This is a genomic window from Mucilaginibacter boryungensis (genome assembly GCF_015221995.1).
GTDB lineage: Bacteria > Bacteroidota > Bacteroidia > Sphingobacteriales > Sphingobacteriaceae > Mucilaginibacter > Mucilaginibacter boryungensis.
This window is the reverse complement of sequence record NZ_JADFFM010000001.1, coordinates 2,495,260-2,518,659: the sequence shown is the minus strand read 5'-3', so window position 1 is coordinate 2,518,659 and position 23,400 is coordinate 2,495,260. Positions and strand designations below refer to the sequence as shown.

Annotated in this window: 26 protein-coding genes and 2 tRNA genes; 22 read left to right on the top strand and 6 right to left on the bottom strand. The window is 42.0% G+C overall.

Going from position 1 to position 23,400, the window contains the following annotated elements:
- The first annotated feature begins 67 nt into the window (after positions 1-67).
- Positions 68-958 (top strand): winged helix-turn-helix domain-containing protein, encoded by an 891-nt coding sequence (locus IRJ18_RS10585; RefSeq protein ID WP_194106147.1) that lies wholly within the window; start codon positions 68-70, stop codon positions 956-958.
- Positions 959-1,081: 123 nt separating this feature from the next.
- On the opposite strand, the gene IRJ18_RS10580 is transcribed toward IRJ18_RS10585, so the two are convergent.
- The 3 genes from IRJ18_RS10580 to IRJ18_RS10570 form a co-directional block, all read right to left on the bottom strand.
- A tRNA-Leu gene (locus tag IRJ18_RS10580) sits at positions 1,082-1,166 on the bottom strand.
- 62 nt (positions 1,167-1,228) lie between these two features.
- A tRNA-Gly gene (locus IRJ18_RS10575) sits at positions 1,229-1,301 on the bottom strand.
- A gap of 117 nt (positions 1,302-1,418) precedes the next feature.
- Positions 1,419-1,901, bottom strand: a complete 483-nt coding sequence (locus IRJ18_RS10570; RefSeq protein ID WP_194106146.1) for a regulatory protein RecX — start codon at positions 1,899-1,901, stop codon at positions 1,419-1,421.
- Positions 1,902-1,958: 57 nt separating this feature from the next.
- On the opposite strand from IRJ18_RS10570, the gene IRJ18_RS10565 reads away from it, so the two are divergent.
- Together IRJ18_RS10565 and IRJ18_RS10560 are read left to right on the top strand one after the other, a co-directional pair.
- Positions 1,959-4,421 carry a bifunctional UDP-N-acetylmuramoyl-tripeptide:D-alanyl-D-alanine ligase/alanine racemase gene (locus tag IRJ18_RS10565; RefSeq protein WP_194106145.1) on the top strand — a complete coding sequence of 821 codons (2,463 nt, stop codon included), beginning with the start codon at positions 1,959-1,961 and terminating at the stop codon, positions 4,419-4,421.
- A gap of 12 nt (positions 4,422-4,433) precedes the next feature.
- Positions 4,434-5,033: a DUF502 domain-containing protein gene (locus IRJ18_RS10560; RefSeq protein WP_194106144.1), complete on the top strand. Its 600-nt coding sequence runs from the start codon at positions 4,434-4,436 to the stop codon at positions 5,031-5,033.
- Positions 5,034-5,108: 75 nt separating this feature from the next.
- Here the strand turns inward: IRJ18_RS10560 and IRJ18_RS10555 are convergent, their stop codons facing one another.
- The gene (locus IRJ18_RS10555; protein ID WP_194106143.1) at positions 5,109-6,038 is read right to left on the bottom strand and encodes a DUF6263 family protein; all 930 of its coding nucleotides are present in this window, start codon (positions 6,036-6,038) and stop codon (positions 5,109-5,111) included.
- A gap of 204 nt (positions 6,039-6,242) precedes the next feature.
- On the opposite strand from IRJ18_RS10555, the gene IRJ18_RS10550 reads away from it, so the two are divergent.
- From IRJ18_RS10550 to prmA, 8 genes are all read left to right on the top strand, one after another.
- On the top strand, positions 6,243-7,091 hold the full coding sequence (locus IRJ18_RS10550) for a universal stress protein (RefSeq protein ID WP_194106142.1): 849 nt from the start codon (positions 6,243-6,245) through the stop codon (positions 7,089-7,091).
- Between the two features lie 100 nt (positions 7,092-7,191).
- The gene (locus IRJ18_RS10545) at positions 7,192-8,556 is read left to right on the top strand and encodes a UDP-N-acetylmuramate--L-alanine ligase (protein WP_194106141.1); all 1,365 of its coding nucleotides are present in this window, start codon (positions 7,192-7,194) and stop codon (positions 8,554-8,556) included.
- 75 nt (positions 8,557-8,631) lie between these two features.
- Positions 8,632-8,973 (top strand): helix-turn-helix domain-containing protein, encoded by a 342-nt coding sequence (locus IRJ18_RS10540; protein ID WP_194106140.1) that lies wholly within the window; start codon positions 8,632-8,634, stop codon positions 8,971-8,973.
- 193 nt (positions 8,974-9,166) lie between these two features.
- On the top strand, positions 9,167-9,415 hold the full coding sequence (locus IRJ18_RS10535) for a type B 50S ribosomal protein L31 (RefSeq protein ID WP_194106139.1): 249 nt from the start codon (positions 9,167-9,169) through the stop codon (positions 9,413-9,415).
- A 65-nt stretch (positions 9,416-9,480) separates the two neighbouring features.
- Complete coding sequence (locus IRJ18_RS10530; protein WP_194106138.1) at positions 9,481-10,668, top strand: putative sugar nucleotidyl transferase; 1,188 nt, start codon at positions 9,481-9,483, stop codon at positions 10,666-10,668.
- Positions 10,669-10,832: 164 nt separating this feature from the next.
- The gene (tpiA, locus tag IRJ18_RS10525) at positions 10,833-11,597 is read left to right on the top strand and encodes a triose-phosphate isomerase (RefSeq protein WP_194106137.1); all 765 of its coding nucleotides are present in this window, start codon (positions 10,833-10,835) and stop codon (positions 11,595-11,597) included.
- Between the two features lie 84 nt (positions 11,598-11,681).
- The gene (locus IRJ18_RS10520; RefSeq protein ID WP_194106136.1) at positions 11,682-12,143 is read left to right on the top strand and encodes a hypothetical protein; all 462 of its coding nucleotides are present in this window, start codon (positions 11,682-11,684) and stop codon (positions 12,141-12,143) included.
- 33 nt (positions 12,144-12,176) lie between these two features.
- Positions 12,177-13,016 carry a 50S ribosomal protein L11 methyltransferase gene (gene prmA, locus IRJ18_RS10515; protein ID WP_194106135.1) on the top strand — a complete coding sequence of 280 codons (840 nt, stop codon included), beginning with the start codon at positions 12,177-12,179 and terminating at the stop codon, positions 13,014-13,016.
- A 110-nt stretch (positions 13,017-13,126) separates the two neighbouring features.
- On the opposite strand, the gene IRJ18_RS10510 is transcribed toward prmA, so the two are convergent.
- On the bottom strand, positions 13,127-13,444 hold the full coding sequence (locus tag IRJ18_RS10510; RefSeq protein WP_194106134.1) for a hypothetical protein: 318 nt from the start codon (positions 13,442-13,444) through the stop codon (positions 13,127-13,129).
- 157 nt (positions 13,445-13,601) lie between these two features.
- Between IRJ18_RS10510 and IRJ18_RS10505 the strand changes: the two genes are divergently transcribed.
- Both IRJ18_RS10505 and IRJ18_RS10500 read left to right on the top strand, forming a co-directional pair.
- Positions 13,602-14,855, top strand: coding sequence for a DUF2130 domain-containing protein (locus IRJ18_RS10505; RefSeq protein ID WP_194106133.1), 1,254 nt, complete (start codon positions 13,602-13,604; stop codon positions 14,853-14,855).
- A gap of 6 nt (positions 14,856-14,861) precedes the next feature.
- On the top strand, positions 14,862-15,179 hold the full coding sequence (locus tag IRJ18_RS10500) for a hypothetical protein (protein ID WP_194106132.1): 318 nt from the start codon (positions 14,862-14,864) through the stop codon (positions 15,177-15,179).
- A 52-nt stretch (positions 15,180-15,231) separates the two neighbouring features.
- Here IRJ18_RS10500 and IRJ18_RS10495 read toward each other — a convergent pair whose 3' ends face one another.
- Positions 15,232-16,371: a putative sensor domain DACNV-containing protein gene (locus IRJ18_RS10495; RefSeq protein ID WP_194106131.1), complete on the bottom strand. Its 1,140-nt coding sequence runs from the start codon at positions 16,369-16,371 to the stop codon at positions 15,232-15,234.
- A gap of 160 nt (positions 16,372-16,531) precedes the next feature.
- Here IRJ18_RS10495 and IRJ18_RS10490 point away from each other — a divergent pair, with 160 nt between their 5' ends.
- The 9 genes from IRJ18_RS10490 to IRJ18_RS10450 all read left to right on the top strand — a co-directional run bounded on the left by IRJ18_RS10490 (position 16,532) and on the right by IRJ18_RS10450 (position 23,226).
- The gene (locus IRJ18_RS10490) at positions 16,532-16,924 is read left to right on the top strand and encodes a ribosomal maturation YjgA family protein (RefSeq protein ID WP_194106130.1); all 393 of its coding nucleotides are present in this window, start codon (positions 16,532-16,534) and stop codon (positions 16,922-16,924) included.
- 1 nt (position 16,925) lies between these two features.
- Entirely contained in the window at positions 16,926-17,681 is a 756-nt protein-coding gene (locus IRJ18_RS10485) for an oxygenase MpaB family protein (RefSeq protein ID WP_194106129.1), read from the top strand.
- Positions 17,682-17,801: 120 nt separating this feature from the next.
- A complete protein-coding gene (locus IRJ18_RS10480) occupies positions 17,802-18,593 on the top strand; it encodes a HipA family kinase (RefSeq protein WP_194106128.1) in 792 nt (263 codons plus the stop codon).
- Positions 18,571-18,954: a DUF3037 domain-containing protein gene (locus IRJ18_RS10475; RefSeq protein ID WP_194106700.1), complete on the top strand. Its 384-nt coding sequence runs from the start codon at positions 18,571-18,573 to the stop codon at positions 18,952-18,954. Before IRJ18_RS10480 ends, IRJ18_RS10475 begins: the two co-directional genes overlap by 23 nt.
- Before the next feature lie 105 nt (positions 18,955-19,059).
- A complete protein-coding gene (locus IRJ18_RS10470; RefSeq protein WP_194106127.1) occupies positions 19,060-20,985 on the top strand; it encodes a PAS domain-containing hybrid sensor histidine kinase/response regulator in 1,926 nt (641 codons plus the stop codon).
- Positions 20,986-21,031: 46 nt separating this feature from the next.
- Entirely contained in the window at positions 21,032-21,604 is a 573-nt protein-coding gene (locus IRJ18_RS10465) for a Crp/Fnr family transcriptional regulator (protein ID WP_194106126.1), read from the top strand.
- A 108-nt stretch (positions 21,605-21,712) separates the two neighbouring features.
- The gene (locus IRJ18_RS10460; RefSeq protein ID WP_194106125.1) at positions 21,713-22,150 is read left to right on the top strand and encodes a carboxymuconolactone decarboxylase family protein; all 438 of its coding nucleotides are present in this window, start codon (positions 21,713-21,715) and stop codon (positions 22,148-22,150) included.
- Between the two features lie 64 nt (positions 22,151-22,214).
- Positions 22,215-22,829: a class I SAM-dependent methyltransferase gene (locus IRJ18_RS10455; protein WP_194106124.1), complete on the top strand. Its 615-nt coding sequence runs from the start codon at positions 22,215-22,217 to the stop codon at positions 22,827-22,829.
- A gap of 61 nt (positions 22,830-22,890) precedes the next feature.
- Complete coding sequence (locus tag IRJ18_RS10450) at positions 22,891-23,226, top strand: hypothetical protein (protein ID WP_194106123.1); 336 nt, start codon at positions 22,891-22,893, stop codon at positions 23,224-23,226.
- Positions 23,227-23,400 lie beyond the last annotated feature (174 nt).

Below are 23,400 nucleotides of genomic sequence, written 5' to 3'. Positions count from 1 at the left end.
ATTTTTCGGCTTGAGGGATTTGGATTGTAAATAAAAATGTAAACTTTGTAAATAAAAACTTGACATTATGCTTGATAGCCGAAATCTCTTCTGGGGGAAACGCAAGTATCTTTTCGGATTGATCATACTCTCGTTTATATCTGTAATCTGCGCCGCTTTAAGTATGACCGGCAGTGACGATTTTGATATCGCCAGAAGAGAAGTTTTGCTCCGGATGGTCGGACATGAATTACTTTTACAGTCAGGCGACCATACATCAAGGGTGCTCCCGGTAAAAAAGATTGCAGAAAATGAATATCAGATAAACTTTGAGCATGAGCTTACTTTTCAACCCGACTCCCTGGTTAACACCACTCAACGTTTGCTGGCCAAAAATCCCCTTGCACGTGACTATATAGTGAATGTTTTGAACTGCGGCAAATCCGACATAGCTTATGGATATGCTATATCAAAAAATAAAAAAGATAATATTATAGCTTGTCGAGGAAGGGTACAACCCAGGGCATGCTATATCATCAATATTAAATTCAAACCCACAGGAATAAATATAGTAAAGAGTGGGTATCTTTTGGGCGGCCTGCCATTTTTAGCATTTGTTGGTTTTGTTTTTTTGAGATCTGTTAAACAGCGGAAGTCCTTACCTGGCGGGCAGTATACTGATGTCTTAACCTTGGGCGCGGTATTATTCGATGCCAACAATCGTAAGCTCATGATAAACGGTAAAACAATAGAGTTAACTGGAACAGAAACCCGTTTACTACGCATTTTCGCATTGTCTCCTAACGAGACAATAGCGAGAAGCCGCCTGCAAAAAGAGATATGGGAAGATGAAGGTGTTATTGTGGGCCGTAGTTTGGATATGTTTATATCAAAGCTTAGGAAAAAGCTGGAACCTGATCCCAATATCGGCATTGTTGTTATGCGCGGCAAGGGATATAAACTTGAAATTAAATCTTAAAAAGAAAATATAGCTAAATATACAAAAATGCAAAGCCTCTCCACAAGCATGTTTTTCTGATTGCAGGATATAAGTATACATATCCTGCTTAAATAACAAAAGCCCCGAATTTCGAGGCTTTTGTACTCAGAGCGGGAATCGAACCCGCACTCCTTTAACGGGAACAGGATTTTAAGTCCTGCGTGTCTACCAGTTCCACCATCTGAGCATGGTTGGTTTGTCTAAACCTTTTCAAAAATAAATCCCTTCGTTTTGACGGAAGGGATTTAGAGCGAAAGACGAGATTCGAACTCGCGACCCCGACCTTGGCAAGGTCGTGCTCTACCAACTGAGCTACTTTCGCATTTTGTATTCACATTCGCTGGCATCTCATTCGCTGATTACCCTTGCGTTTGTGGAGTGCAAATATAGGCAGAAATGAATATTCTGCAAGTTATTTATTCAATTATTTTAAAGTTTTTTATAAACCGCTGGATTTCAAAACGTCCGAGATGAGATCATTTTCATATCCGCGGCCCAGGGCATACTGTTTTAGTTTGTAATGGCGCTTATATTCGTCTTTCTCGTGCACTTGGGCGGCTTTTTTTCGTAATAGCTGTTCCAGTGTAATTATATATTGGTCGGCATCTATTTGCTTCAGGGCCTTTTTTATCAGCACATCCGATACTTTTTTGAATTTAAGGCCCTGCTTAATTTTAACCCGGCCCCAGCCTTTTTGCATAAACTTGCCCCGTGCATATGCATAGGCAAAGCGTTCTTCGTTTAAAAAGTTGCCGGCAATTAATTTGGTAATTGTGTTTTCAACCGCGTCGGGCCATAATCCCCATTCATAAAGGCGATCGCGCACTTCCTGTTGCGAGCGTTCCTGGTAGGCGCAAAAATGCTCAGCTTTGGCCAGGGCCTCGGTCTCGTTGGTAATTTTACGTGGTTTTGCGGTTTCCATTCAAACCAAAAGTGTTAAAATTTATTTTATTAGCGTAAATTATCAGCAAATTCGCACATGGCTAACAGTCTTTATACCGCAGGCTCTATAGGGCAAATAATTAGTGCTAATGTTATTATTGTTAATGATGTCCCCATTAGTACGCTGTTAACTGATAGCCGCCGGATAGCCAATGCACCCGAAGCTTTGTTTTTTGCACTTAGCAACAGGAGGGACGGTCATCAGTTTATAAGTGAAGCTTATGAATCCGGCGTGCGTAATTATGTAGTCAGCAGTAAACCTGCAGAGCCTTTGTTAAATGCCAATTACCTAATTGTGCCTAACGTGCTTATAGCGCTGCAAACGTTAGCTGCGCACCACCGCAACCAGTTCGAATTACAAGTTATTGGTATTACCGGCAGTAATGGGAAAACCATTGTAAAAGAATGGTTATATCAATTATTGGTTGCCGAACATAATATTGTCCGGTCGCCTAAAAGTTATAATTCGCAAATAGGGGTACCGCTTTCCGTATGGAATATTACGGCTGGGAATGATTTGGGCATTTTTGAAGCCGGAATATCAACCATTAATGAAATGGATAAACTGGAAGCTATAATAAAGCCTACAGTAGGTATCCTGACACATATCGGTTCTGCCCATGATGAGGGATTTAGTAGCAGGCAGGAAAAAGTATTGGAAAAGCTAAAGCTGTTTAAGAATAGTAAGCTATTGATCGGTCATTACGACCTGCTACTGGATTATCAAAAAGATATTAATCCCGATTTGAAGCAGTTTACCTGGAGCCGACAGTTTAATCAAGCCGATCTTTACGTATTTAGTGAAACCACTATTAAAGGGAACTATTACCTGCGGGCTATTTACAATAAAAAGGAAATAGAGTGTTTGGTGCCTTTTCTTGATCAGGCATCGGTTGAAAATGCCATTACCTGTTGGGCTGCCATGTTGGCTCTGGGCTATAGCCCTGTTGAGACTGATACGCGCATGGAACACCTGGTGCCGGTAAGCATGCGCCTGGAAATGAAGACCGGTATAAACGATTGTTCGGTTATCGACGATTCTTACAACTCGGATATTCAATCGTTAGAGATAGCGCTGAATTTTTTAGAACAGCAGAACCAACACCCTAAAAAAACATTAATCCTGTCGGATATTTTTCAATCAGGCTTAAGCCAGGAAGCATTATATGCCCAGGTAGCTGCCATGCTGCACCCTGAAAAAATAGACCGTTTTATAGGAGTAGGCGAGTCCATACAGCACTTCCGGGATCAATTTAATATTGCTGAAAAGCACTTTTATCCGGATACCGAAGCCCTGTTAAAGGATATGGCCCGCTTGAATTTTAATGATGAAACTATCCTGCTGAAAGGTGCGCGTAATTTCGAGTTCGAGCGGATCAGTCGCGCGCTGGTGCAAAAGGCCCACGAAACGGTGATGGAAATAAACCTGAACGCGTTGCTGAACAACCTAAACTATTATAAATCGCAGCTTCAGCCAGGGGTGAAGATAATGGCTATGGTAAAAGCATTTTCATACGGTAGTGGCACTTTCGAGGTGGCCAATATGCTGCAATATCACAAGGTGGATTATCTTTCAGTAGCTTATATTGATGAGGGCGTAGCCTTGCGGCAGGGCGGTATAACCTTACCTATTATGGTGCTTAACCCTGAGATAACCGCGTTTGATAAACTGATAGAGTATAAATTGCAACCCGAGATTTACAGTTTTAGTTTACTGAGCGAATTTACTAAATACCTGCAGCTAAATGATATTGTGGATTATCCCATCCATTTGAAGATCGATACCGGCATGCACCGTCTGGGTTTTGAGCCTGCGGATATGGATATGCTTTGCGATTTACTGGAAGTAAACACTGCCGTACGGGTAAAGTCCATCTTCTCGCACTTTGTAGCCAGCGATGCCGAACAGCATGACGCCTTCACGTTGAAACAGATCAGGCGGTTTGAGAAGGCTTTCCGGCAGATTGAGCGGACATTGGGTTATCAAACCATTAAGCATATTGCCAATACATCGGCCATTAGCCGGTGGAAGGTAGCCCAATTTGATATGGTACGTTTGGGTATAGGTTTATATGGCATCGATCCATCAGTTAAGGATACAAACGCTTTGCAACCTATTGCCACGTTAAAAACCAGTGTATCACAAGTGAAAAAAATAAAGGCCGGTGAAACTATTGGGTACAACCGTAACGGCAGTTTAAAAAAGGATGGCCACATAGCCACAGTGCGTATTGGCTATGCTGATGGCTACCTGCGCGCTTTTGGTAATGGTGTAGGTAAAATGCTGATAAAAGGTAAATTGGTGCCCACAGTAGGCAACATTGCCATGGATATGTGCATGCTTGATGTAAGCGATGTGGAAGTAAAAGAAGGTGACGAAGTGATTGTTTTTAACGAGGAGCAGCGCATTGAAGAACTGGCCAAACAAATAGGCACCATTCCCTACGAAATATTAACTAATATTTCACAACGCGTAAAAAGAGTGTATTTTTACGAGTAAGAACTAACGTATATGCTGAAACGAATTGCCCGGGTTTTACTACGGTACTTTATTAAAGGGATGCTGGTTGTGGTGCCTTTGGGCGCAGCATGCCTGCTGATATACTGGGCTGTTTCGGGTTTGGATAAAGCGCTTAACCTGAGTGATATTTTAGTAATAAATCCCAAAACGGGGAAGCCTGTGTATGTACCAGGATTGGGGATTTTAAGCGTTATTGTGCTTATTTTGATTGCGGGTATTCTGGTAACCAATGTAATTACCGACCCCATTAAACACTGGTTTTATCGCTGGTTAAACCGCTTGCCGCTATTCAAGTTCCTGTACTTTTCCATTAAAGACCTTACTGAAGCATTTGTAGGCGATGAGAAAAAATTTAATGAACCCGTGTTGGTTGATATGAACGGAAATGGTGTGAAAAAAATAGGTTTTCTAACACAAAAAGACCTAACCGCAATAAACTTGCCGGGCCAGGTTGCCGTGTATTTCCCATGGTCGTATTCTTTTGCGGGTCAGGTAGTTGTTGTAGATACCGATAAGGTAAAGCCACTGGATATGAAAGCTGCCGACGCTATGAAATTTGTCATTTCTGGTGGTGTAAGCGGTATCCATTGATATCATTGTGCCTTCGGCTTCATTAGTCATTTGATTGCATGGTTGAAACTCTCAGAGTTTCCCAACGACCAATGACTAATTATCTCCCGTAATTACAATATCACTTTTCATTACCATGGGTATCACCATGCTTGGGGCAGCGAGCGCATTAGTTTTTACTTCGGTGGTGCCGCCAATTGTTTGATTTATAGTTGATTGTTTTACCCAGCCGGTCATTTTGTCAACTACAATATCCCCGGTTATATGGCCATCAAGGTTATATCTCATCAAAGCACTCCCTGAATTTTCGAAAGCGTCTTTATTCATATAATCAATTTTTGAATTGACATGGATAAGATAATAAGTACCCGTAATATCACGAAGATCATAAATTGCATGCACATTGGCCGGCCTTGCGCTTTGCAGCTGGCTATTGATAACCCAAACAACCCCTTTCCTGACGGGGATAGACGGGAATATGGCTGTCCCCAATTCAAAATTGCTGCGGAAACCACGCTCGCCAAACGATTGCTGCAGCATGCTTTTTATCTGTGCTTTTTGTCCCGCATCAGCCCCCGTAAAATTATCAACCACCCTATTAATAATGGCATCTATTCCATCCATCAATTGGATATTACCTGTTTTCGTGAGTACCAATTTTATCGGCTGGTTTTTAAAAGCGGCAAATATGCCCGACATAGGGTCGCCAGCTTGTACTTTATCAGCGTTGTAAGCCATGATATTGCCGCCGGGTAACTGCATCTTTAGCGACAGGCGTTCATACCGTATTTCCATATCGTACAAACTATCGCGTATGCCTGTTATTTTAAAAGCTATCCTGCCTGTAATAGTACTTGTAACAGTAGTCTTTACTCCATTAACAGTTTGTTCAACAGTGGCAACCGCATTGGTATTTTGATAATAGGTTTGGCCTTTTGTAAGGTTTAAGGCCAGCGTAACGTATTGTGCCCGGCAAATAATAGCGGGTAAAAGAAAGCACAGGGTAACAATAAAGGTTTTCTTCATATGCAAGTTTAGTGAATGTTTTTATTATGGAACATAATGCTAAGCGATATGACGCTGTTTATGGCTTCCGGCTGAGCCTTTTTCATCAGGCAGATAAAATCATGTTTAAACACATAAAATGAGCCGGCCCTGACAGTTTAAAACCATTTACTGTGCAAATTTGTATCAACTTTAGGGAATGCCCCCAAAGGATATCCCATATATATGAAGACCTACCTGGTACTTATCGATTTTTCAGAAGCTGCCAACAATGCTGCCCATTTTGCAGCCGCTTTAAGCCAGCAAACAGACACCGAGGAAATTATTCTGATGAATGCTTATTATATATCACCTTATGAAGATATGTTGCCTAACCCCGATATGCTGATGTTGCGTGAACAGGAAATTGAGGAAAGCGTGACAGATAGATTAAATCAGTTAGCACAACTGAAGCGCAAGCTGCAAAAGATGGTAAGGAGCGGGGTTAAGGTCCGTACCCGTTTAAACAGGTCACATTTATTGCGGGCCGTAGTAGATGCGGTGACAGAGGATAATGTTGACCTGGTGTTTTTAGGTAGCAAAGGTAATAGCAGCTTGGGGCAGCCCGGTATTGGAAGCCATGTGGTTAAGGTATCAAAAGCCAGTCCGGCGCCAGTAATTGTAGTGCCGCCCGGTTATAAATATAAATTGATAGACCAGGCTGTTATTGCCTGCGATTTTAAGCAGGTAACCCAAAATATGCCCATGGAAATATTGCATAAACTGCTGGGCAGGCAACAGATAAAGTTATTGGTTGTTAATATAGATCGTGACGGCAGGCATGCAAATGCTGATGCCGGCCAATTGGCCCAGGAAAGCGCTTTACATAACATGTTAAAAAACTATCATCCGCATTATTACTTTATAAACAGCCCTAATATAATTAAGGGTATACTCAATTTTGCCGAAGAACATCGTGCTGAAATGGTTATTGCCTTGCCCCATAGGTATAGCTTTTTCCAATCGTTAATGCATAGCAGTATTTCGCAACAGTTGGCTTCCAATTCATCGGTGCCGGTTTTATTGTTAAAATAGGTTAAACACATAGCGGGTTAATAAAATTAATTGTAACGATTGCCGTTTTTGTGTTTCTTTGCAGCATTATTTAATAACCAGCAGGTTACGTCAACTATATATGAGGGTACATTTTATTGCAATAGGCGGCAGTGCCATGCACAATCTGGCTATCGCTTTGCATAACAAAGGATTTGATGTAAGCGGATCGGACGACGTGCTATTTGAACCATCGCGTACAAGGCTAGAAAAATATGGGATATTGCCACAGCAGAATGGGTGGTACCCTGAAAAAATTACGACTGATATTGATGCCGTTATTTTAGGGATGCATGCCCGCACAGATAATCCCGAATTGCTTAAAGCACAAGAATTGGGATTAAAAATTTATTCGTATCCTGAATATATTTATGAGCAATCGAAAGATAAACTGCGTATAGTTATTGGCGGCAGTCATGGTAAAACTACCATTACCAGCATGATACTGCACGTACTGCAACAAGCCGGTAAGGATTTTGATTACCTGGTGGGGGCACAGTTAGCCGGCTTTGAAACTATGGTTAAGCTAACAGATGCGCCTGTTATAGTAATAGAAGGGGACGAATACCTGGCTTCGCCGATTGACCGCCGGCCCAAGTTTCATTTATACAAGGCAAATATTGGTGTTATCAGCGGAATTGCGTGGGATCATATTAATGTGTTCCCAACATTTGATAGCTATGTAGAACAGTTTCGCCTGTTTATTAAAACCATTCAGGCAGGCGGGACACTTATTTACAGTAAAACGGATACGGTACTTAATGAAGCTGTTGAAGCCGACGATACAACAAGTGTAACCAAAATTCCATACCAATTGCCACAGTACCAGATAGATAATGGGGTTACTTCAATTGTAAGTGATGGAAAGCAATATCCGTTAGAGATTTTTGGTGAGCATAATTTGTTAAATGCAGAAGCGGCACGGTTGGTATGTAAACAATTAGGTATTAGTACCGGGGATTTTTACCAGGCACTTACCAAATTTAAAGGCGCAGCACGCAGGTTAGAACTTTTGGGTAAAAATGAGAGCACTAATATTTATAAGGACTTTGCCCACTCGCCTTCAAAACTACAGGCAACTATACAAGCAGTAAAAAATCAGTTTTTAGACAGGAAGTTGGTAGCTTGCATAGAATTGCATACATTTAGCAGTTTAAATAAAGATTTTTTAAGCCAGTATGCCGGTACGCTTGATGCAGCGACAGAAGCGATAGTGTTTATTGACAGCAAAACATTTGAACAAAAAAAGATGGAGCCTTACGATGCTTCAGTAGTTAAAAAGGCTTTTGATAAAGATGATCTGTTGTTTTTTAATGATCCGGGCGAACTAAAAAAATACCTGGAAAGGATAGAAATAAACGGGAAAAACCTGCTGTTAATGAGCTCGGGCAACTTTGGTGGGATAGATTTGGCAGCTTTAGCTAATAATATATTAAAAAATATTTGAATTAATAATTTTTTGAAAAGTAAAATTTATTCGTAACTTTATTAACTATTGAGAAACCTTTATCCTTAATTAATTATGAAAACCCTTGGAAAAAAAATCAGATTACTACGTCATCAAAAAGGATGGAGTCAGGAAGATGTGGCCAAACGTTTGGACATTTCTATCCCAGCTTTCTCTAAAATAGAGACCGGTATTACTGATATTAACCTGTCACGTCTCGAGCAAATCTCTACGCTATTTGAAATGACTGTTGTTCAGTTGCTTACATTTAATGAGACTGAACAGGATCAAAAATTTCAAAACGAACTGGAAACTGTTAACAAAAAGCTGATGGATCGTGAAACCGAAGTGATCGATCTGCAGAAGAAAGTGATCGAACTGTTCGAAGAACTGCGTCATAACAAAGTTACTGCGTAAATAAGTCACCCAAAGGGCGTGAAATAAAGTGTCGCAAAACGCGCAGATGTTATTCTTGTCTTAAGAATTCAGGTTTGCAGTTTTTTGATCCCGTATCTTGGATAATCCCAAAATGTGGAAAGTATTTTGAATTTGCTTTTTTGAATTTCAAATATTTCACTATCTTTGCACCTCTTTTATAAGGAATAAAGAAATGAAAAAAGACCTGCATCCAAAAAATTATAGATTAGTTGTGTTTAAAGATATGTCTAACGAATATTCTTTCATAACTAAATCATGCATCGATACCCGCGAAACAGTGAAATGGGAAGATGGCAATGAATACCCATTAGTGAAATTGGAAATTTCGCATACCTCGCATCCATTCTATACCGGTAAAATGAAACTGGTTGATACTGCAGGCCGTATCGATAAATTCCGTACCCGTTACAACAAAAAGTAATTATACTTTTAAATATAATTTGAAAGTCCCGGCTATACAGTCGGGACTTTTTTTATTTTTGCGCCATGGCCATCATCCTTTTCGACGATAACGCGTACCAGAACCTGCTGCCCCTTGTTTTTACCCGCCCGGTAGGTAACTTAAGGATAGGTATTTTAACTATTGCAGAAAAATGGGCCAAACATTTGAATCAGGATTATTCGTGGCATACCCGCAGGTATTTGCAGGGTAAATTCCCCATAAATATTACGGACGATAATCTTTTTATAAATGGAGCGGTTTGCCCCGACGAAAACCTGCTGGAAGCTATTGATAAGCTGCGGTTGGGGCAAGCGTTAAACTACCAGGATCAGTTGATTGCTGCACGGTTAGATGCCACAGATGCTGCCAGTTTTGATCCGGCTACAAAATATCTTGCCGCAAGCGTTAGCAGCCTGCCGGTTATTGTGCGGCACCCCGAATATATTTTCCGTTATAATGATATTGAGCTGCGTAAAGATTTTAATCTGCTTACCAAAGGCCGCGAAAGCGCTGTGATGAGCAGTACCAATACCATTATCGGTACCGATTTTTTTGCCGAAGAAGGCGCACAGGCCGAATGCTGTAGCTTTAGTACCATTAACGGCCCGATATATTTAGCAGCTAATACCGAAATTTGGGAAGGGACCAACATTCGCGGGGCTTTTGCTATTAACGAGCACTCGCAGGTAAAAATGGGCACAAAAATATATGGCGCTACAACTATTGGGCCTTATTGCCGCGTAGGCGGCGAGGTAAACAACGCCGTAATTTGGGGCTATAGCAATAAAGGGCACGAAGGATATTTAGGCAATGCAGTAGTAGGGGAATGGTGCAACCTGGGTGCCGACACCAATAACAGTAACCTTAAAAATAACTATGCCGAGGTAAGGCTGTGGGATTATGCTACTGGGCATTATCGTAAAACCGGTTTGCAATTTTGCGGCCTGATTATGGGCGATCATGCCAAATGTAGCATTAATACGATGTTTAATACCGGTACAGTAGTAGGCGTGGGTGCTAATGTGTTTGATGCAGGTTTCCCGCCAAACCATGTACCCGATTTTAGCTGGGGCGGTGCTGGCGGCTTTGAAGAATACCGCTTAAATAAAGCACTGGAAACAACGGCGAAAGTATTTGCACGCAGGGAGCACCGTAATTTTGACGAAAACGAGCAGGCAATACTGAAAGAAGTATTTGAACTAACTAAGGAATACCGTGAAGGCTGGGGATAATGTGCACATGTGCTAATATGCATATGAAAAAATAAAAAAATGGTTTGTCATCCTGATACGGTTTAGGGTCTGACGATAGCGGGCACGATACTTGGTTCCTCAACATGACAAATCGGCGAAATCACGTATAAAACAATCGGTGTAATCACCAAAATATAAATACCATGAGAAAAAAAATAGTAGCCGGAAACTGGAAAATGAATATGGATTACAACGAGGGTTTATCCTTGTTTTCAGAAGTGATCAATATGGTAAAGGATGAAGTGACCGGCCAGCAGCAGGCTGTTGTATGTAGTCCATTTATTCATTTACATAGCTTGGCGCAAATGGCTAAAGGTTATGGCAAAATTGCTATTGGCGCGCAAAACGCCCATCAGGCCGAAAGTGGCGCTTATACCGGTGAAATATCAGCTAAAATGATCAATTCGGTTGGTGCAACTTATGTGATTTTGGGCCACTCGGAACGCCGCCAGTATTTTGGCGAAAATAACGCCCTGCTGGCTAAAAAAACCGATACAGTGTTAGCTAATGGCTTGCGCCCCATATTTTGCATCGGTGAAACTTTAGACGAGCGTAACGCTGAAAAACATTTCGATATTATAAAATCGCAATTAGCGGAAGGTGTTTTTCATTTAGATGAAGCGCATTTCAGCCAGCTGGTAATAGCTTATGAACCTGTTTGGGCCATTGGTACCGGCGTAACCGCAACATCGGCACAAGCGCAAGAGATACATGCCTTTATACGCCAGGAAATTGCGGCTAAGTATAACGATACGGTAGCAGGCCACACCACTATTCTTTATGGCGGCAGTTGCAATCCAAAAAATGCCCCCGAACTATTTGCCCAGCCAGATATTGATGGCGGCCTGATAGGTGGTGCATCTCTGAAATCGCGTGACTTTGTGGATATTGTTAAAGTGTTTAATTAATGTAGGTGTACGTATATGCAAATGTGCGTATGAACCAATGACAGCGAAGCGTAATGACTAATGACCAATGACGCGTAGCATAGCATGAGATTTTTAAAAGTAATAGTCCCGTCGGTTGTAGCGTTTTGGGTGTTTGCTATAATCATCAAATACAATCCCCTGCATCATACTTTTGAGGGGTTGTCAGATATTGGTGATGGATCAGCCGCGGGATTGATTAATTATTACAAGATATTCGCGCCATTCCAGTTGATCATTGCAATACTTACCCAATACCTTATTATTTTGCCCTTATGGGATAAAATAGTAGCGCGGCATAAAGCGGCAATCGGTATTTTTATTGGCCTCATACTGGTATGTGTAATAGCTGCGGGCGGATTATCCTACATTATTTGGGATAGGGCTGTGGGCACAGAACATTTGATTCATATTGCCTTGTTTATGACCGGGGTACAATTATTTTATTGGTTCATCAACTTTTTAGTGCTATTCCTGTTTGATATAAAATCGTTCATGAGGGCAAAAGCTAAGCCAGAGAATGACTAATCTCTAGTTAACCCATCTTTATCACCATCATTAATGAATTACTACGAACTGCATTTTACCACAACCACTACCGAAGGCTACCAGCAGGATCTATTGATCAACGCCCTGGGCGAAATTGGCTTTGATACATTTGAAGAAGTTGAAAACGGGTTTAAAGCCTATATCCCTGTTAATGATTTTGATGACGAACGCATCGGCGAGCAATTAGCGCCCTATCGCGAGATGTTCCCGTTTAGTTATAATATACACCAAATACCACAAACAAACTGGAATAAGGAGTGGGAAAGTAATTTTGAACCCATGCAGATTGATGATCAGATTTACATACGGGCAACTTTCCATGAAGCGCACCCGGAATTTCCGTACGAAATTGTGATCGATCCTAAAATGGCTTTTGGTACCGGCCATCACGAAACTACTACAATGATGATGCAGCAAATGCTGAGTACTGATTTTGAAGGTAAAAACGTGCTGGATATGGGTTGCGGTACAGGCATATTAGCTATATTGGCTTCAAAGCTGGGCGCTGAGCGTGTTACAGCAATTGATTACGATGCGATTTGTTTTGAAAGCACTATCGAAAATTCGGCACTTAACAACATAGAAAATATCACCCCGCTTTGCGGTTCTAAAGAAGCTATACCTGTTGATGAGTATGATATTATCTTGGCTAATATTAACCGTAATATCTTATTAGATCAAATTCCTACTTACAGCGAAGTTTTACGCGATGGCGGCGAAATATACTTCAGTGGTTTTTATGAAGCTATAGACCTTGATATGATAACCGCTGCTGCCGGTAAATATGGTATGCAATATGTTAGTCACTTAAAAATGAAAGATTGGGTAGCGGCAAAGTTTATTAAAAAGTAACCTGCCGCATAAACATTTAGCATATAAACGGTTCAATTTAGATATAAAACATACGGCCCCGGGATATACCCGGGGCCGCTTACATTTAACTAAACTATTATAACTATATATTAACTGATAAGTGTGAACCCCTGCGATGTAGGTTTGTTAGCCCCCCAAAGTATGGTAAGCTGTACCTCGCTACAATATTTTTTAGCGGCCTCCATAAAATTACGGGTAGCAATCTCACGGCAATCCTTTTCCAGCATCTGCCGGTTAAAAGTGCCATACCAAATATTGTTAAATTCTTCGTCCTGACTGGTGATGCGGGTCCAGTTGCGCTGGTTAAGGATGGCGTAGATCTCGTTTGCTTGTTCGTCGGTTGTCCCGGGGAATTCGGCGCACACCATAATGTGGTTCATATTTTCGTTTTTATAGGTTAGGTACATCGTTAAGTTTTAAGGTTGATGTAAGGCCAAAGCATTAATTAAATACCTTTTTATTACTTTGTAAAGTAAAAGCCTTTTGCGTGCAAAATAAACCGTGTTTTAACGGTATTTTTGGGAGAGAATAGCGGGGTAGGGATTCAAACAGAACAACAATTAAATGGCAACAGAAGTAAAATGTCCATCGTGCGGTACAGCTTTCCCATTAGAGGAAGTAATGGCCGAAGAAATAAAGAAAGACCTGCGCCTGAAAATGCAGGAATACACAGCCAAAAAAGAACAGGAATATAACTTGAAGCTGAATGAGTTTCAGTTAAAAGAACAGCAGCAGCAATTAGTTTTTGAACAGCGCCTGCAAAACGAAAAGAAAGCCTTGCAGCTAACGCTGGAAGAAAACCTGCGCAAATCCATCGCTTCAGATTTTGAGAACCAATTGGTGATGTTGCAAAAAGGCAAAGAAGATGCGGATGAGAAGTTAAAAGCATCGCGCCAGAAAGAACTGGAGTTTTTGCAAAAAGAGCAGGCCCTGATACAAAAAGAGCAGGAACTGCAAATTGAACTGCAACGCAAATTGCAGGAACAGCGCGAGCTATTAGCCCAGGAAATACGCAAGCAGGAAGCCGAAAAATCGCAATTAAAAGATACTGAACACTTGCTGCGCCAGCGCGAACTGGAAAAACAACTGGACGACCAGAAAAAGCTGGTTGATGAGATGAAGCGTAAAGCCGAACAAGGTTCTATGCAATTACAGGGCGAGGTGCAGGAACTGATACTGGAAGAACACCTGCGCAACTTTTTCCCGTTTGATATTATTGGCGAGGTTGGCAAAGGCGTGCGCGGCGCCGACTGTGTGCAAACTGTGCGTAACCAGTTTGGGCAGGAATGTGGCAAGATTATCTACGAAAGCAAGCGCACCAAGGTGTTCAGCATGGAGTGGATAGAGAAGTTGAAACGCGATATGCGCAGCATGGGTGTGGATGTAGCAGTAATAGTTACCCAATGTTATCCGAATGGTATGGATTGCTTTGGCCAGATGGATGGGGTGTGGATATGCTCGTTTGATGAGGTGAAGGCCGTGGCCTATGTGCTGCGTGATGGTATTATCAAATTAGCCAACCAAAGCCGTTCGCAGGAAAACAAGGGTGATAAGATGCATTTGCTATACGATTATCTTACCGGCTCGGAATTCTCTGAACAATGGAAAGCCATTCGCGAGGGTTACCTAAGTATGAAAATGTCTATCCAGCGCGAACGCGATGCCATGGAGAAAATGTGGAAAGCCCGCGAAAAACAACTGGAAAAAGTGCTGCTGAATGCCGCCCACATTAAAGGCTCTATTGAAGGTATTGCCGGCAGCGATTCTATACAGTTGAGTTTGACAGATGAGGGTGATGACGCATTGTTGTTAGAATAACTGGTTATGTTGACAGAATTAACTGAAGAACAATTCCAATCTACCTTCGCCGTTCCAATGACCGATGTAACTGAAACAGCCGAACCTATTTTAGATATATGGCCGTTTGTTGAAGAACTAGTAAATGCAAATAAAATTCCAAGTAATATCTATGATAATGGGGTAGTACGATACGTTTATAGAAATCCATCTAATACCTATGATCACTTGTTACTTCCTACAGATATTGAAAATGTATTTTTAGTAATTATTATCGACCTATTAAATGTAAAAACATTCGGCTATTATAATTTGGATTTGAATAAGCTTTACGGCATAGATTAGCTCACATCTGTTATCAGCGAAATCAAAATCATCAGTCTAAATCAGCGGTCCTCTACATCAACAAAATATCAATCCTGTGTGCATGTACCATATTTAATTGCTGTGACCAGGCGAACAGCGTAAAATGCCCGTCAACCGAGGCTACCATGGCCTGGGCATCGCGCTGATCGTAAACAAACTGGGCGGCGGCCAAATGGCGGGTGCCACCGTTTTGGGCGGGGTGCATAAGTATAGGTGTGGCATCAGTTACCGGTTCGGTAACTATCATTTGATCTACAGGAATGCTTAGTTCGGCACGTGCTATTTTAGCGCCGAAGGCCAATAACTCATTATCGCGATTAATCACCGTGGCGCCATCTACCGCGGTAAAGCCGCCAATAATATCTATAGCGTTGCGCAGGTTCTGCTTCCAGGCTATATCGCGCTTGGGTTTGGTTGTTTTCAGCAAGTCGGATATAACAGTATAAGCCGGGTTAACCGGGTAGGAGATAGGATGGATTACCGAATTATGCCATTGGGTTGTGCCTGTAGGTACTATCAGCACCAGGCCACCCCGGTTATGCGCCCGCATGGCCGTCGCCAGCTCCACCAGAATATTAAATGACCCGCCGGGGGCAGACGGCAGCGGCATATCAAGTAACGACTCGATGATCTCAGGGCAAGCATCTAGGCTGATGTTGTGCTCATCAACCATTTTTATTTCATCGCCACGCAAAACGGCTATATTCACAAATTTGCCAAAACCATCTGTACGGCGGTGCTTAATAACCAGCAGGCCGGGTTCCACCACTTCCAGTACAAAGCAAATGCCCGGTATCTGGTGTGTTGTCCCCCAAACATGCAGCGAATCATTGTCGTACCAAATGCCCAAATGTATGCCGGGCTGTTCAACGGCCGGGGCAAGTTTGGTTAAGTTTTGCGGGGTAAGCCGTAAACTGTTTTCAAATATCAGGGGCTTGTCGGCTTGCTCGGGTGGTAAAAAGGCGATGGATATTTTAGGTGCATGCCCTTCCTCGCGGCGCAGGCTCGCCCAAAAGGCCACATCAATAATGGATTCAATTACCGAGACTGACGGGACAACCGCCAGTGCGCCTTCTCCTAACTGTAAGGCAACTTCCAGGTGTCGCAACAAATGCGCTTCAATTTTAGTGGCCACCATTCGGGCAGCAAGGTATGATGGTTCGGATAACATGCAGGTAGAATATCCTGCAAATTAACTATCCTGTTCGGGAAAATAGTTTGGGTTGTGTAAAATATCCAACAAATCTGCAGACAGATATCATCCGTATCTCCAGAAATATTGTATAAACCAATCTTATTATATAACTTTGTAATTCAAAGTACTTTTATAAATGCGATTTAATATTTTATATTTTGCTATAACTGCCCTGCTGTTTATTGCCGAATACTTCATCGGTACTTACATGAACGATGCCATTATCCGTCCCTACGGTGGCGATTTCCTTGTGGTGATATTTCTTTACTGTTTGATTAAAAGCTTCTTTAAAACATCTATAAAAGGTACAGCACTTTTGGTTTTGGTTTGGGCTTATATAACGGAAACCCTGCAGTATTTCCATTTTGTAGATGTACTGGGCTGGCATGACTCTAAATTAGCCAACGTTATTTTAGGCAACTTTTTTGCATGGGGGGATATTATAGCTTACACCCTGGGTATCGCATTGGTTTTGATATTAGAACAAGTGCGCATTAACAGGTCCATTAAAAACGCTTATACCAAATAAGATGGCAACTTTTGTAAAACAAGATAGTATAGTACGCAGCATATGGGGCAAAGCCGATACGGTATTGTTCATTTTTGCCGGTTCGGCAGCGGAATTTGCGGTGAACAAGGCAGTGGATTGGCTTTATTTTACCGGTAAACTACCTGCCGACCCTTTAGGCCGACTTTTCTCGACCGTTGCTTATGCCCGGCAAATTATTTTCTCTGACTATGAGGATGCTATCCGTGCTATTGATAAGATTACCGCCATACACCAGGGCGTGGAACAAGCCCGGGGCGCACAAATACCCGACTGGGCTTATCGCGATGTATTGTTTATGCTGATTGATTATTCTATCCGCTCGTTTGAATTACTGGAACGCCAGCTTACCATACAGGAAAAGGCAGAGGTATTTGATGTGTTTTACCGCGTAGGTGCGCAAATGAATTTAACCGGTCTGCCTGCCAGTTACCTGCAATGGGAGCTGATGCGCGCCGAACACCTGCACCATGATCTGGTAAGCAGTGAGTTCACTATCGATCTGTATCGTCAATATAAAAAGCACTTGGGTAGCTTAAGGTATTTTTTGTTGAAACAGGTGCAAATATTGGTATGCCCGCCACTGGTTAAAAAACTGCTGAAGCTAGGCAATATCCCCATAATGTGGCCCGCGTTAATTGGCTATAAATTTTTACGATGGCTAAAACTGGAAAACGGTTTAAAGAATGCGCTATTACCTGAGCAATATAAAGCGCAGATAATAGCATTAAATATATAGGCAATTTGTCATTTCGAACGAGGAACGAGAAGAAATCTTTTGCACGCCGCCGGTTTCGTGTAGAAGATTTCTCTCTGCGTTCGAAATGACATTGTCAATATATTTTAGATATTTGCCACCATGAACACCCCGCCGCAATTACGCACAGTTAATGTAACCCGTTATGTAACGCCGCTGCGCGAAGGCGGGTCGCTGCCGGCTATTGCCGAGGCTGATGACGGTTTTTTGTACGTGCTAAAATTCCGCGGGGCAGGGCAGGGTGTTAAAGCCCTGATAGCCGAATTAATTGGGGGCGAAATAGCCCGAAAAATAGGTTTTAAAATACCTGAACTGGTATTTGCTAACCTGGATACCGCTTTTGGAAGAACCGAGCCGGATGAAGAGATACAAGACCTGTTAAAAGCCAGTGTAGGATTAAACCTGGCACTACATTATCTTTCCGGGGCTATTACTTTTGATGGGGCAGTCACCGTAGTAGATCCTTTGCTGGCATCCAAGATAGTTTGGATGGATTGCCTGCTCACTAACGTCGACCGTACGCCGCGCAATACCAATATGCTTACCTGGCACCGCGAGTTATGGCTGATAGATCATGGCGCGGCGTTGTACTTTCACCATTCGTGGCATAACTGGCAGGAACAGGCGGTACGTCCCTTTACGCAGGTAAAAGATCATGTATTATTGGCGCGGGCATCTGAACTGGAGACAGCGGATGCTGAACTAAAAAATATCTTAACACCGCAGGTGATCCGCGATATAGTAAACCTGATCCCCGATGAATGGATAGCACAGGAATGGATGGAAGAACCCGATGAAGTAAGAAGTATATATGCGCAGTTTTTAGAAACCCGTATCGCATCCTCACAAATTTTCTTAAATGAAGCACAACATGCAAGGTCAGCACTTATTTGAATATGCCGTAATACGCGTTGTGCCCAGGGTTGAACGCGAGGAGTTTATTAATGTGGGTGTGGTGTTATACTGCGCCGATAAAAAGTTTCTGCAGGCTATATATACGCTTGATACCGGCCGCATGAAGTGCTTTTCTACTAAGCCAGATATGGATGAACTACAGGAACACTTATGTATGTTTGAGCAGGTTTGCAAGGGCAGTAAGGAAGGTGGCCCTATTGCTTTGTTAGATGCGGCTTCACGTTTCAGGTGGTTAACGGCTACCCGAAGCACCGTGGTACAATGCTCTAAAGTTCATCCGGGGTTATGTGCCGATCCATTGGAAACTTTGGAACGGTTACATGCTCAGTTGGTATTATAAAACAGCATATGTTCAATTTTGTGTATTGAAACTCCAATAATCCCATATGATGCACAATAATTTTTACGTGCTTGTAATTCCACTAAATGCTGTTAAATTCGCTTAATGCCCAACAGATATAATTCTATACTAAACAACGAGCCGCAAACAGGCTATTGGGACTGGGACATGACCGGGGTTGAGCCATTTGATAATCCGGGAATTACAGAATTATTGGGGTATACCGGCACAAATACCCGATTATCGTGGAGTGATATTATACCTGAAGATGATATAGCTATACTTAACCGGCATCTGGCTGAACATATTAGTAATGTAGCCAAAAAACCCTTTATACAGGAGATTCGTTTTCGTCACTTTAATGGTTCATTTGTTTATCTGCTTTGCACTGGTCATGTAAACTATTGGGGGCCGGAAGGGGAACCGCTGCATATGTCTGGAAGTTACATAAACGTAACTAAACAGATAGAAACCCAGAAGGAACTGCTGATGGTGAAAGATTTCCTCAGCAAAACCAACGAGGCAGCGCGTGTCGGCGGCTGGCAGCTTGATCTTGAAACAGGTAAGGTTATCTGGACTGACGTTACACGCCAGATATTTGGTGTTTCTAATGATTATGAGCCAACCAGGGGAAGCTCCGCATCTTTTTTTAAAGAAGGGCACGACAGGGAAATACTTTTGCAAGGGTTTAGAAATGCAGTTGAAAAAGGCATAACGTACGATTTAGAACTGCGGGTGATAAATACCCGCGGCGAGCAGGTGTGGACACGTACTATTGGCCATCCTGAATTTGAAGACGGGCGCTGTGTACGCCTGTATGGTATATTTCAAGATATTACTGTCCGAAAACAAAATGAAGAAGCTTTAGTACGTGCCAAAGAGCAAGCCGAAGCAGCGGTTATTGCTAAATCACAGTTTCTGTCGGTAATGAGTCATGAGATACGTACACCTATGAACGCGGTGATAGGTTTCACTAATTTATTATTACAAAACCCCAGGCCAGATCAGCAGGAATATCTGAATGTTTTAAAGTTCTCGGCCGAGAACCTGATGGTGATCATTGATGATATATTAGACGTAAATAAAATAGAGGCGGGCAAAATAGAGTTTGAACAGGATGATTTTAACCTGAAGGAGTTACTGGACAATATACAAGCTGCCCAATGCCAGGCCGCGGATGAAAAAGATATTAAGTTCACGCTGAATTTCGATAGTAATATTCCACTAATTATAAATGGCGACCAGGTGCGTTTAGGCCAAATATTAAATAACCTGCTAAGCAATGCCATTAAATTTACCCAGCAGGGCGAGGTTACTTTAAGTTGTAAGCTTATCAGGCAGGACACACACAAGGCTAATGTTTATTTTGAGGTAAAAGATACCGGCATAGGTATACCCAAAGATAAGCAGGAATATGTATTTGAAATATTTTCGCAGGCAAGTACATCCACTACCCGGCATTTTGGCGGTACTGGTCTTGGATTGGCTATTTGTCAGCGTTTGGTTAACCTGATGAGGGGCGAAATAAAGTTGGAGAGTGCCCCGGGACAGGGATCCTGCTTTTATTTTGAACTGGAACTACAAAAAGGCAAAAATCAGGAAAGCAATACCATTAAAAGCAAGCAAACGGTTTATCCTGATTTTTTAAAGGGCCGGAAAGCATTACTGGTAGAAGATAACCCGATAAATGTATTAGTTGCCCGTCGTTTTTTAGAGAAATGGGGTATGCTATGTGACGTGGCCGAAAACGGGCAAATAGGCGTTGACATGATTCAGCTAAAAGCATATGATTTGGTACTGATGGATATGCAAATGCCGGTGATGGATGGTTATGAAGCAACAGCAGCCATCCGTGCGTTTGGCGGCCGGTATAAAAAACTACCTATTATTGCGCTTACCGCTTCGGCATTGCTGGATATGAAAGATAAGATATTAGCCAGCGGTATGGATGATTACATTAGTAAACCATTTAAGCCCGAGGAATTATATGATAAGATTTGTTTATATGTAAGTAAACAGCAGGAGGTATAATACAACACGACAAACCGGGAATAACGTGATCCTTACCCAAACCATAATGTACCCCGAATTATTAACCCATATTAAAAAATACGTTTCGTTAAACCAACAGGATGAGGAATTACTGTGCAGTAAATTCGAGGTTAAAAAACTAAAAAAGAAAGAATACCTGTTACAAGCTGGTAAAGTATGCCCCGGTAATTATTTTGTGGTAAAAGGGCTGCTGCGCCAGTATTTTATGAATAGTAAATTAAACGAACAGATCATCCAGTTTGGCCTGGAAAACTGGTGGATAGCCGACCACGATAGTTTACTAAACAGCAAGCCTTCAACTACCTATATCCAGGCTATAGAACCCTGCGAGTTACTGCTGTTGTCTGAAAAAAACCAGGCTGAGCTGTTTCAACAGATACCGCAACTGGAAAGCTATTTTTTGCTGATGATGCAAAAAGCCTTTGTGGCCGCACAACGCCGCATTGGGTTTATATTTAACCAAAGCGATGAAGAACGTTATCGTAACTTTATAAGCCTGTTCCCCGGCTTTGTACAGCGCGTACCGCAGTATATGCTGGCATCGTACCTGGGCTTTACCCCGCAATTTTTAAGCAGGCTAAGGGCGAAGAGGGTTTGACGATTTAATATTCACTCCTGCTTTGGCAAGGCCCGATTTTCTTAAACTCAGTTCATTTTTTTAAGATGCTTTGATGTGCAATTTTGGTGTATCAAAAATTAAAATATCATGAACAACAGATTAAAAATGGACAAGGTTGACCCAGCAGCTTATAAAGCCATGATGGCCCTTGAAAACTATGTAAACTCCACCACATTAACTACTAAACACAAAGACCTGATCAAGATCCGTGTATCGCAAATAAATGGTTGTGCCTATTGCATTAACATGCACACTATTGATGCCCGTAAAGCCGGCGAGACCGAGCAACGCATTTATGCTTTAAGCGCCTGGCGCGAGACACCGTTTTTTGATGAGGAGGAAAGGGCTATATTGGCTTTAGCCGAAGAAATGACCCATTTAGGTACTCACGGTGTTTCCGATGAAACCTATAATGCTGCTGCGAAACTTTTTACCGAACAATACCTGGCCTACATTATTATCGCGATAACTACCATTAATGCCTGGAACAGGATAGGGGTAACATTGCAATTGTTACTACCATAATAATTGCGGTAAGCAGATTTGCGAAGTTCTAATAACTTCGCAAATCTTTTACTAAACTTGTTTAATGACCAATAACCTGAAAGACCTTCATGGCAATATCGATATCTACCTTTTCGATCAGTTACTAAAAGGCCGGTTTGACAATTGCCAAACTATACTGGATGCCGGTTGCGGCGGCGGGCGAAACCTGCATTATTTCATGAGTAACGGCTTTAACGTTTACGGCATAGATGCGGATGCAAACGCAATAGCGGCAGTACAGCAATTGTCGGCACGATTAGCGCCTGGTAACCCGGTAAACAACTTTGTTGTTTCAGGTTTGGAGGACTTGCCTTATACCGATAATTCCTTTGCTCTGGTGATTTGCAGCGGGGTGCTGCACTTTGCAACTGATGATGATCATTTTGATACCATGCTGCGATCTATGTGGCGTGTGTTAAAACCTGGTGGTTTCTTTTTTGCCCGGCTGGCTTCAAGCATTGGCATAGAAACATTAATTAAACCTTTAGGTAACAGCAGGTATTATTTGCCTGATGGCAGTATCCGGTACCTGGTTAACGAAGAAGCCCTGCTTAAATATACTACCGAATTGGGTGGTGAATTATTTGAACCGATTAAAACCACCAATGTGCAGAACCTGCGTTGTATGACTACTTGGTGTGTAATTAAGAGCAGATAACAAATTTAAAATAATTGGTTTTTTATATGCTAGGGCAAACATTTCTTGCGGATTAATGATTATGGTTAGACTGATAAGAATAACCAATTTAAAAGTGATAAATTATAGTCAATTAATGGGCGAGAGGGTGGCCAGTTTCCTGCAGGTATATGCAGCTTTGCCTTTACCGAAAGAAATACCGGCTGAGCTGTTGGTTATGTCAGCAGGTTATCAAAAAGGCAATTTTAGTTTTCGCCATGTTTTTACAGAAGGCGAGACAGTGTATTTTATCTTTCGTAAGGCAGGCTTAACCGATGGCTTACAGGCAGCATGGGAATGCGTGGACAGAGAACTGGAACTGCTGGCCAAAGAACATCTGGTCAACGCTACGGTAGTACCAGTAGGAAAGGCAAGTTAACTATATAAGTTACAATACTAACAGCCATAAAAAAAGCGGGTAACTTTGGTTACCCGCTTAAGTGCGCGGGTGAGATGCTGTTAGAAGAAATGGAGGATATTCTTAAAATAGTTGATGAAATCATGAAAAATGGCGAAAATCATTAACAATATTTTAAAGTAACTTTTGTAAGTA

Bases quoted from the DNA above. Each gene is read 5' to 3' on its own strand.
- prmA (WP_194106135.1), top strand. From the start codon at position 12,177: ATGAATTACTACGAACTGCATTTTACCACAACCACTACCGAAGGCTAC.
- IRJ18_RS10465 (WP_194106126.1), top strand. From the start codon at position 21,032: ATGTACCCCGAATTATTAACCCATATTAAAAAATACGTTTCGTTAAAC.
- IRJ18_RS10565 (WP_194106145.1), top strand. From the start codon at position 1,959: ATGGCTAACAGTCTTTATACCGCAGGCTCTATAGGGCAAATAATTAGT.
- IRJ18_RS10460 (WP_194106125.1), top strand. From the start codon at position 21,713: ATGAACAACAGATTAAAAATGGACAAGGTTGACCCAGCAGCTTATAAA.
- IRJ18_RS10545 (WP_194106141.1), top strand. From the start codon at position 7,192: ATGAGGGTACATTTTATTGCAATAGGCGGCAGTGCCATGCACAATCTG.
- IRJ18_RS10510 (WP_194106134.1), bottom strand. From the start codon at position 13,444: ATGTACCTAACCTATAAAAACGAAAATATGAACCACATTATGGTGTGC.
- IRJ18_RS10555 (WP_194106143.1), bottom strand. From the start codon at position 6,038: ATGAAGAAAACCTTTATTGTTACCCTGTGCTTTCTTTTACCCGCTATT.
- IRJ18_RS10490 (WP_194106130.1), top strand. From the start codon at position 16,532: ATGCGATTTAATATTTTATATTTTGCTATAACTGCCCTGCTGTTTATT.
- tpiA (WP_194106137.1), top strand. From the start codon at position 10,833: ATGAGAAAAAAAATAGTAGCCGGAAACTGGAAAATGAATATGGATTAC.
- IRJ18_RS10520 (WP_194106136.1), top strand. From the start codon at position 11,682: ATGAGATTTTTAAAAGTAATAGTCCCGTCGGTTGTAGCGTTTTGGGTG.
- IRJ18_RS10480 (WP_194106128.1), top strand. From the start codon at position 17,802: ATGAACACCCCGCCGCAATTACGCACAGTTAATGTAACCCGTTATGTA.
- IRJ18_RS10550 (WP_194106142.1), top strand. From the start codon at position 6,243: ATGAAGACCTACCTGGTACTTATCGATTTTTCAGAAGCTGCCAACAAT.
- IRJ18_RS10585 (WP_194106147.1), top strand. From the start codon at position 68: ATGCTTGATAGCCGAAATCTCTTCTGGGGGAAACGCAAGTATCTTTTC.
- IRJ18_RS10495 (WP_194106131.1), bottom strand. From the start codon at position 16,371: ATGTTATCCGAACCATCATACCTTGCTGCCCGAATGGTGGCCACTAAA.
- IRJ18_RS10540 (WP_194106140.1), top strand. From the start codon at position 8,632: ATGAAAACCCTTGGAAAAAAAATCAGATTACTACGTCATCAAAAAGGA.
- IRJ18_RS10505 (WP_194106133.1), top strand. From the start codon at position 13,602: ATGGCAACAGAAGTAAAATGTCCATCGTGCGGTACAGCTTTCCCATTA.
- IRJ18_RS10500 (WP_194106132.1), top strand. From the start codon at position 14,862: ATGTTGACAGAATTAACTGAAGAACAATTCCAATCTACCTTCGCCGTT.
- IRJ18_RS10475 (WP_194106700.1), top strand. From the start codon at position 18,571: ATGCAAGGTCAGCACTTATTTGAATATGCCGTAATACGCGTTGTGCCC.
- IRJ18_RS10570 (WP_194106146.1), bottom strand. From the start codon at position 1,901: ATGGAAACCGCAAAACCACGTAAAATTACCAACGAGACCGAGGCCCTG.
- IRJ18_RS10485 (WP_194106129.1), top strand. From the start codon at position 16,926: ATGGCAACTTTTGTAAAACAAGATAGTATAGTACGCAGCATATGGGGC.
- IRJ18_RS10560 (WP_194106144.1), top strand. From the start codon at position 4,434: ATGCTGAAACGAATTGCCCGGGTTTTACTACGGTACTTTATTAAAGGG.
- IRJ18_RS10450 (WP_194106123.1), top strand. From the start codon at position 22,891: ATGGTTAGACTGATAAGAATAACCAATTTAAAAGTGATAAATTATAGT.
- IRJ18_RS10455 (WP_194106124.1), top strand. From the start codon at position 22,215: ATGACCAATAACCTGAAAGACCTTCATGGCAATATCGATATCTACCTT.
- IRJ18_RS10470 (WP_194106127.1), top strand. From the start codon at position 19,060: ATGCCCAACAGATATAATTCTATACTAAACAACGAGCCGCAAACAGGC.
- IRJ18_RS10535 (WP_194106139.1), top strand. From the start codon at position 9,167: ATGAAAAAAGACCTGCATCCAAAAAATTATAGATTAGTTGTGTTTAAA.
- IRJ18_RS10530 (WP_194106138.1), top strand. From the start codon at position 9,481: ATGGCCATCATCCTTTTCGACGATAACGCGTACCAGAACCTGCTGCCC.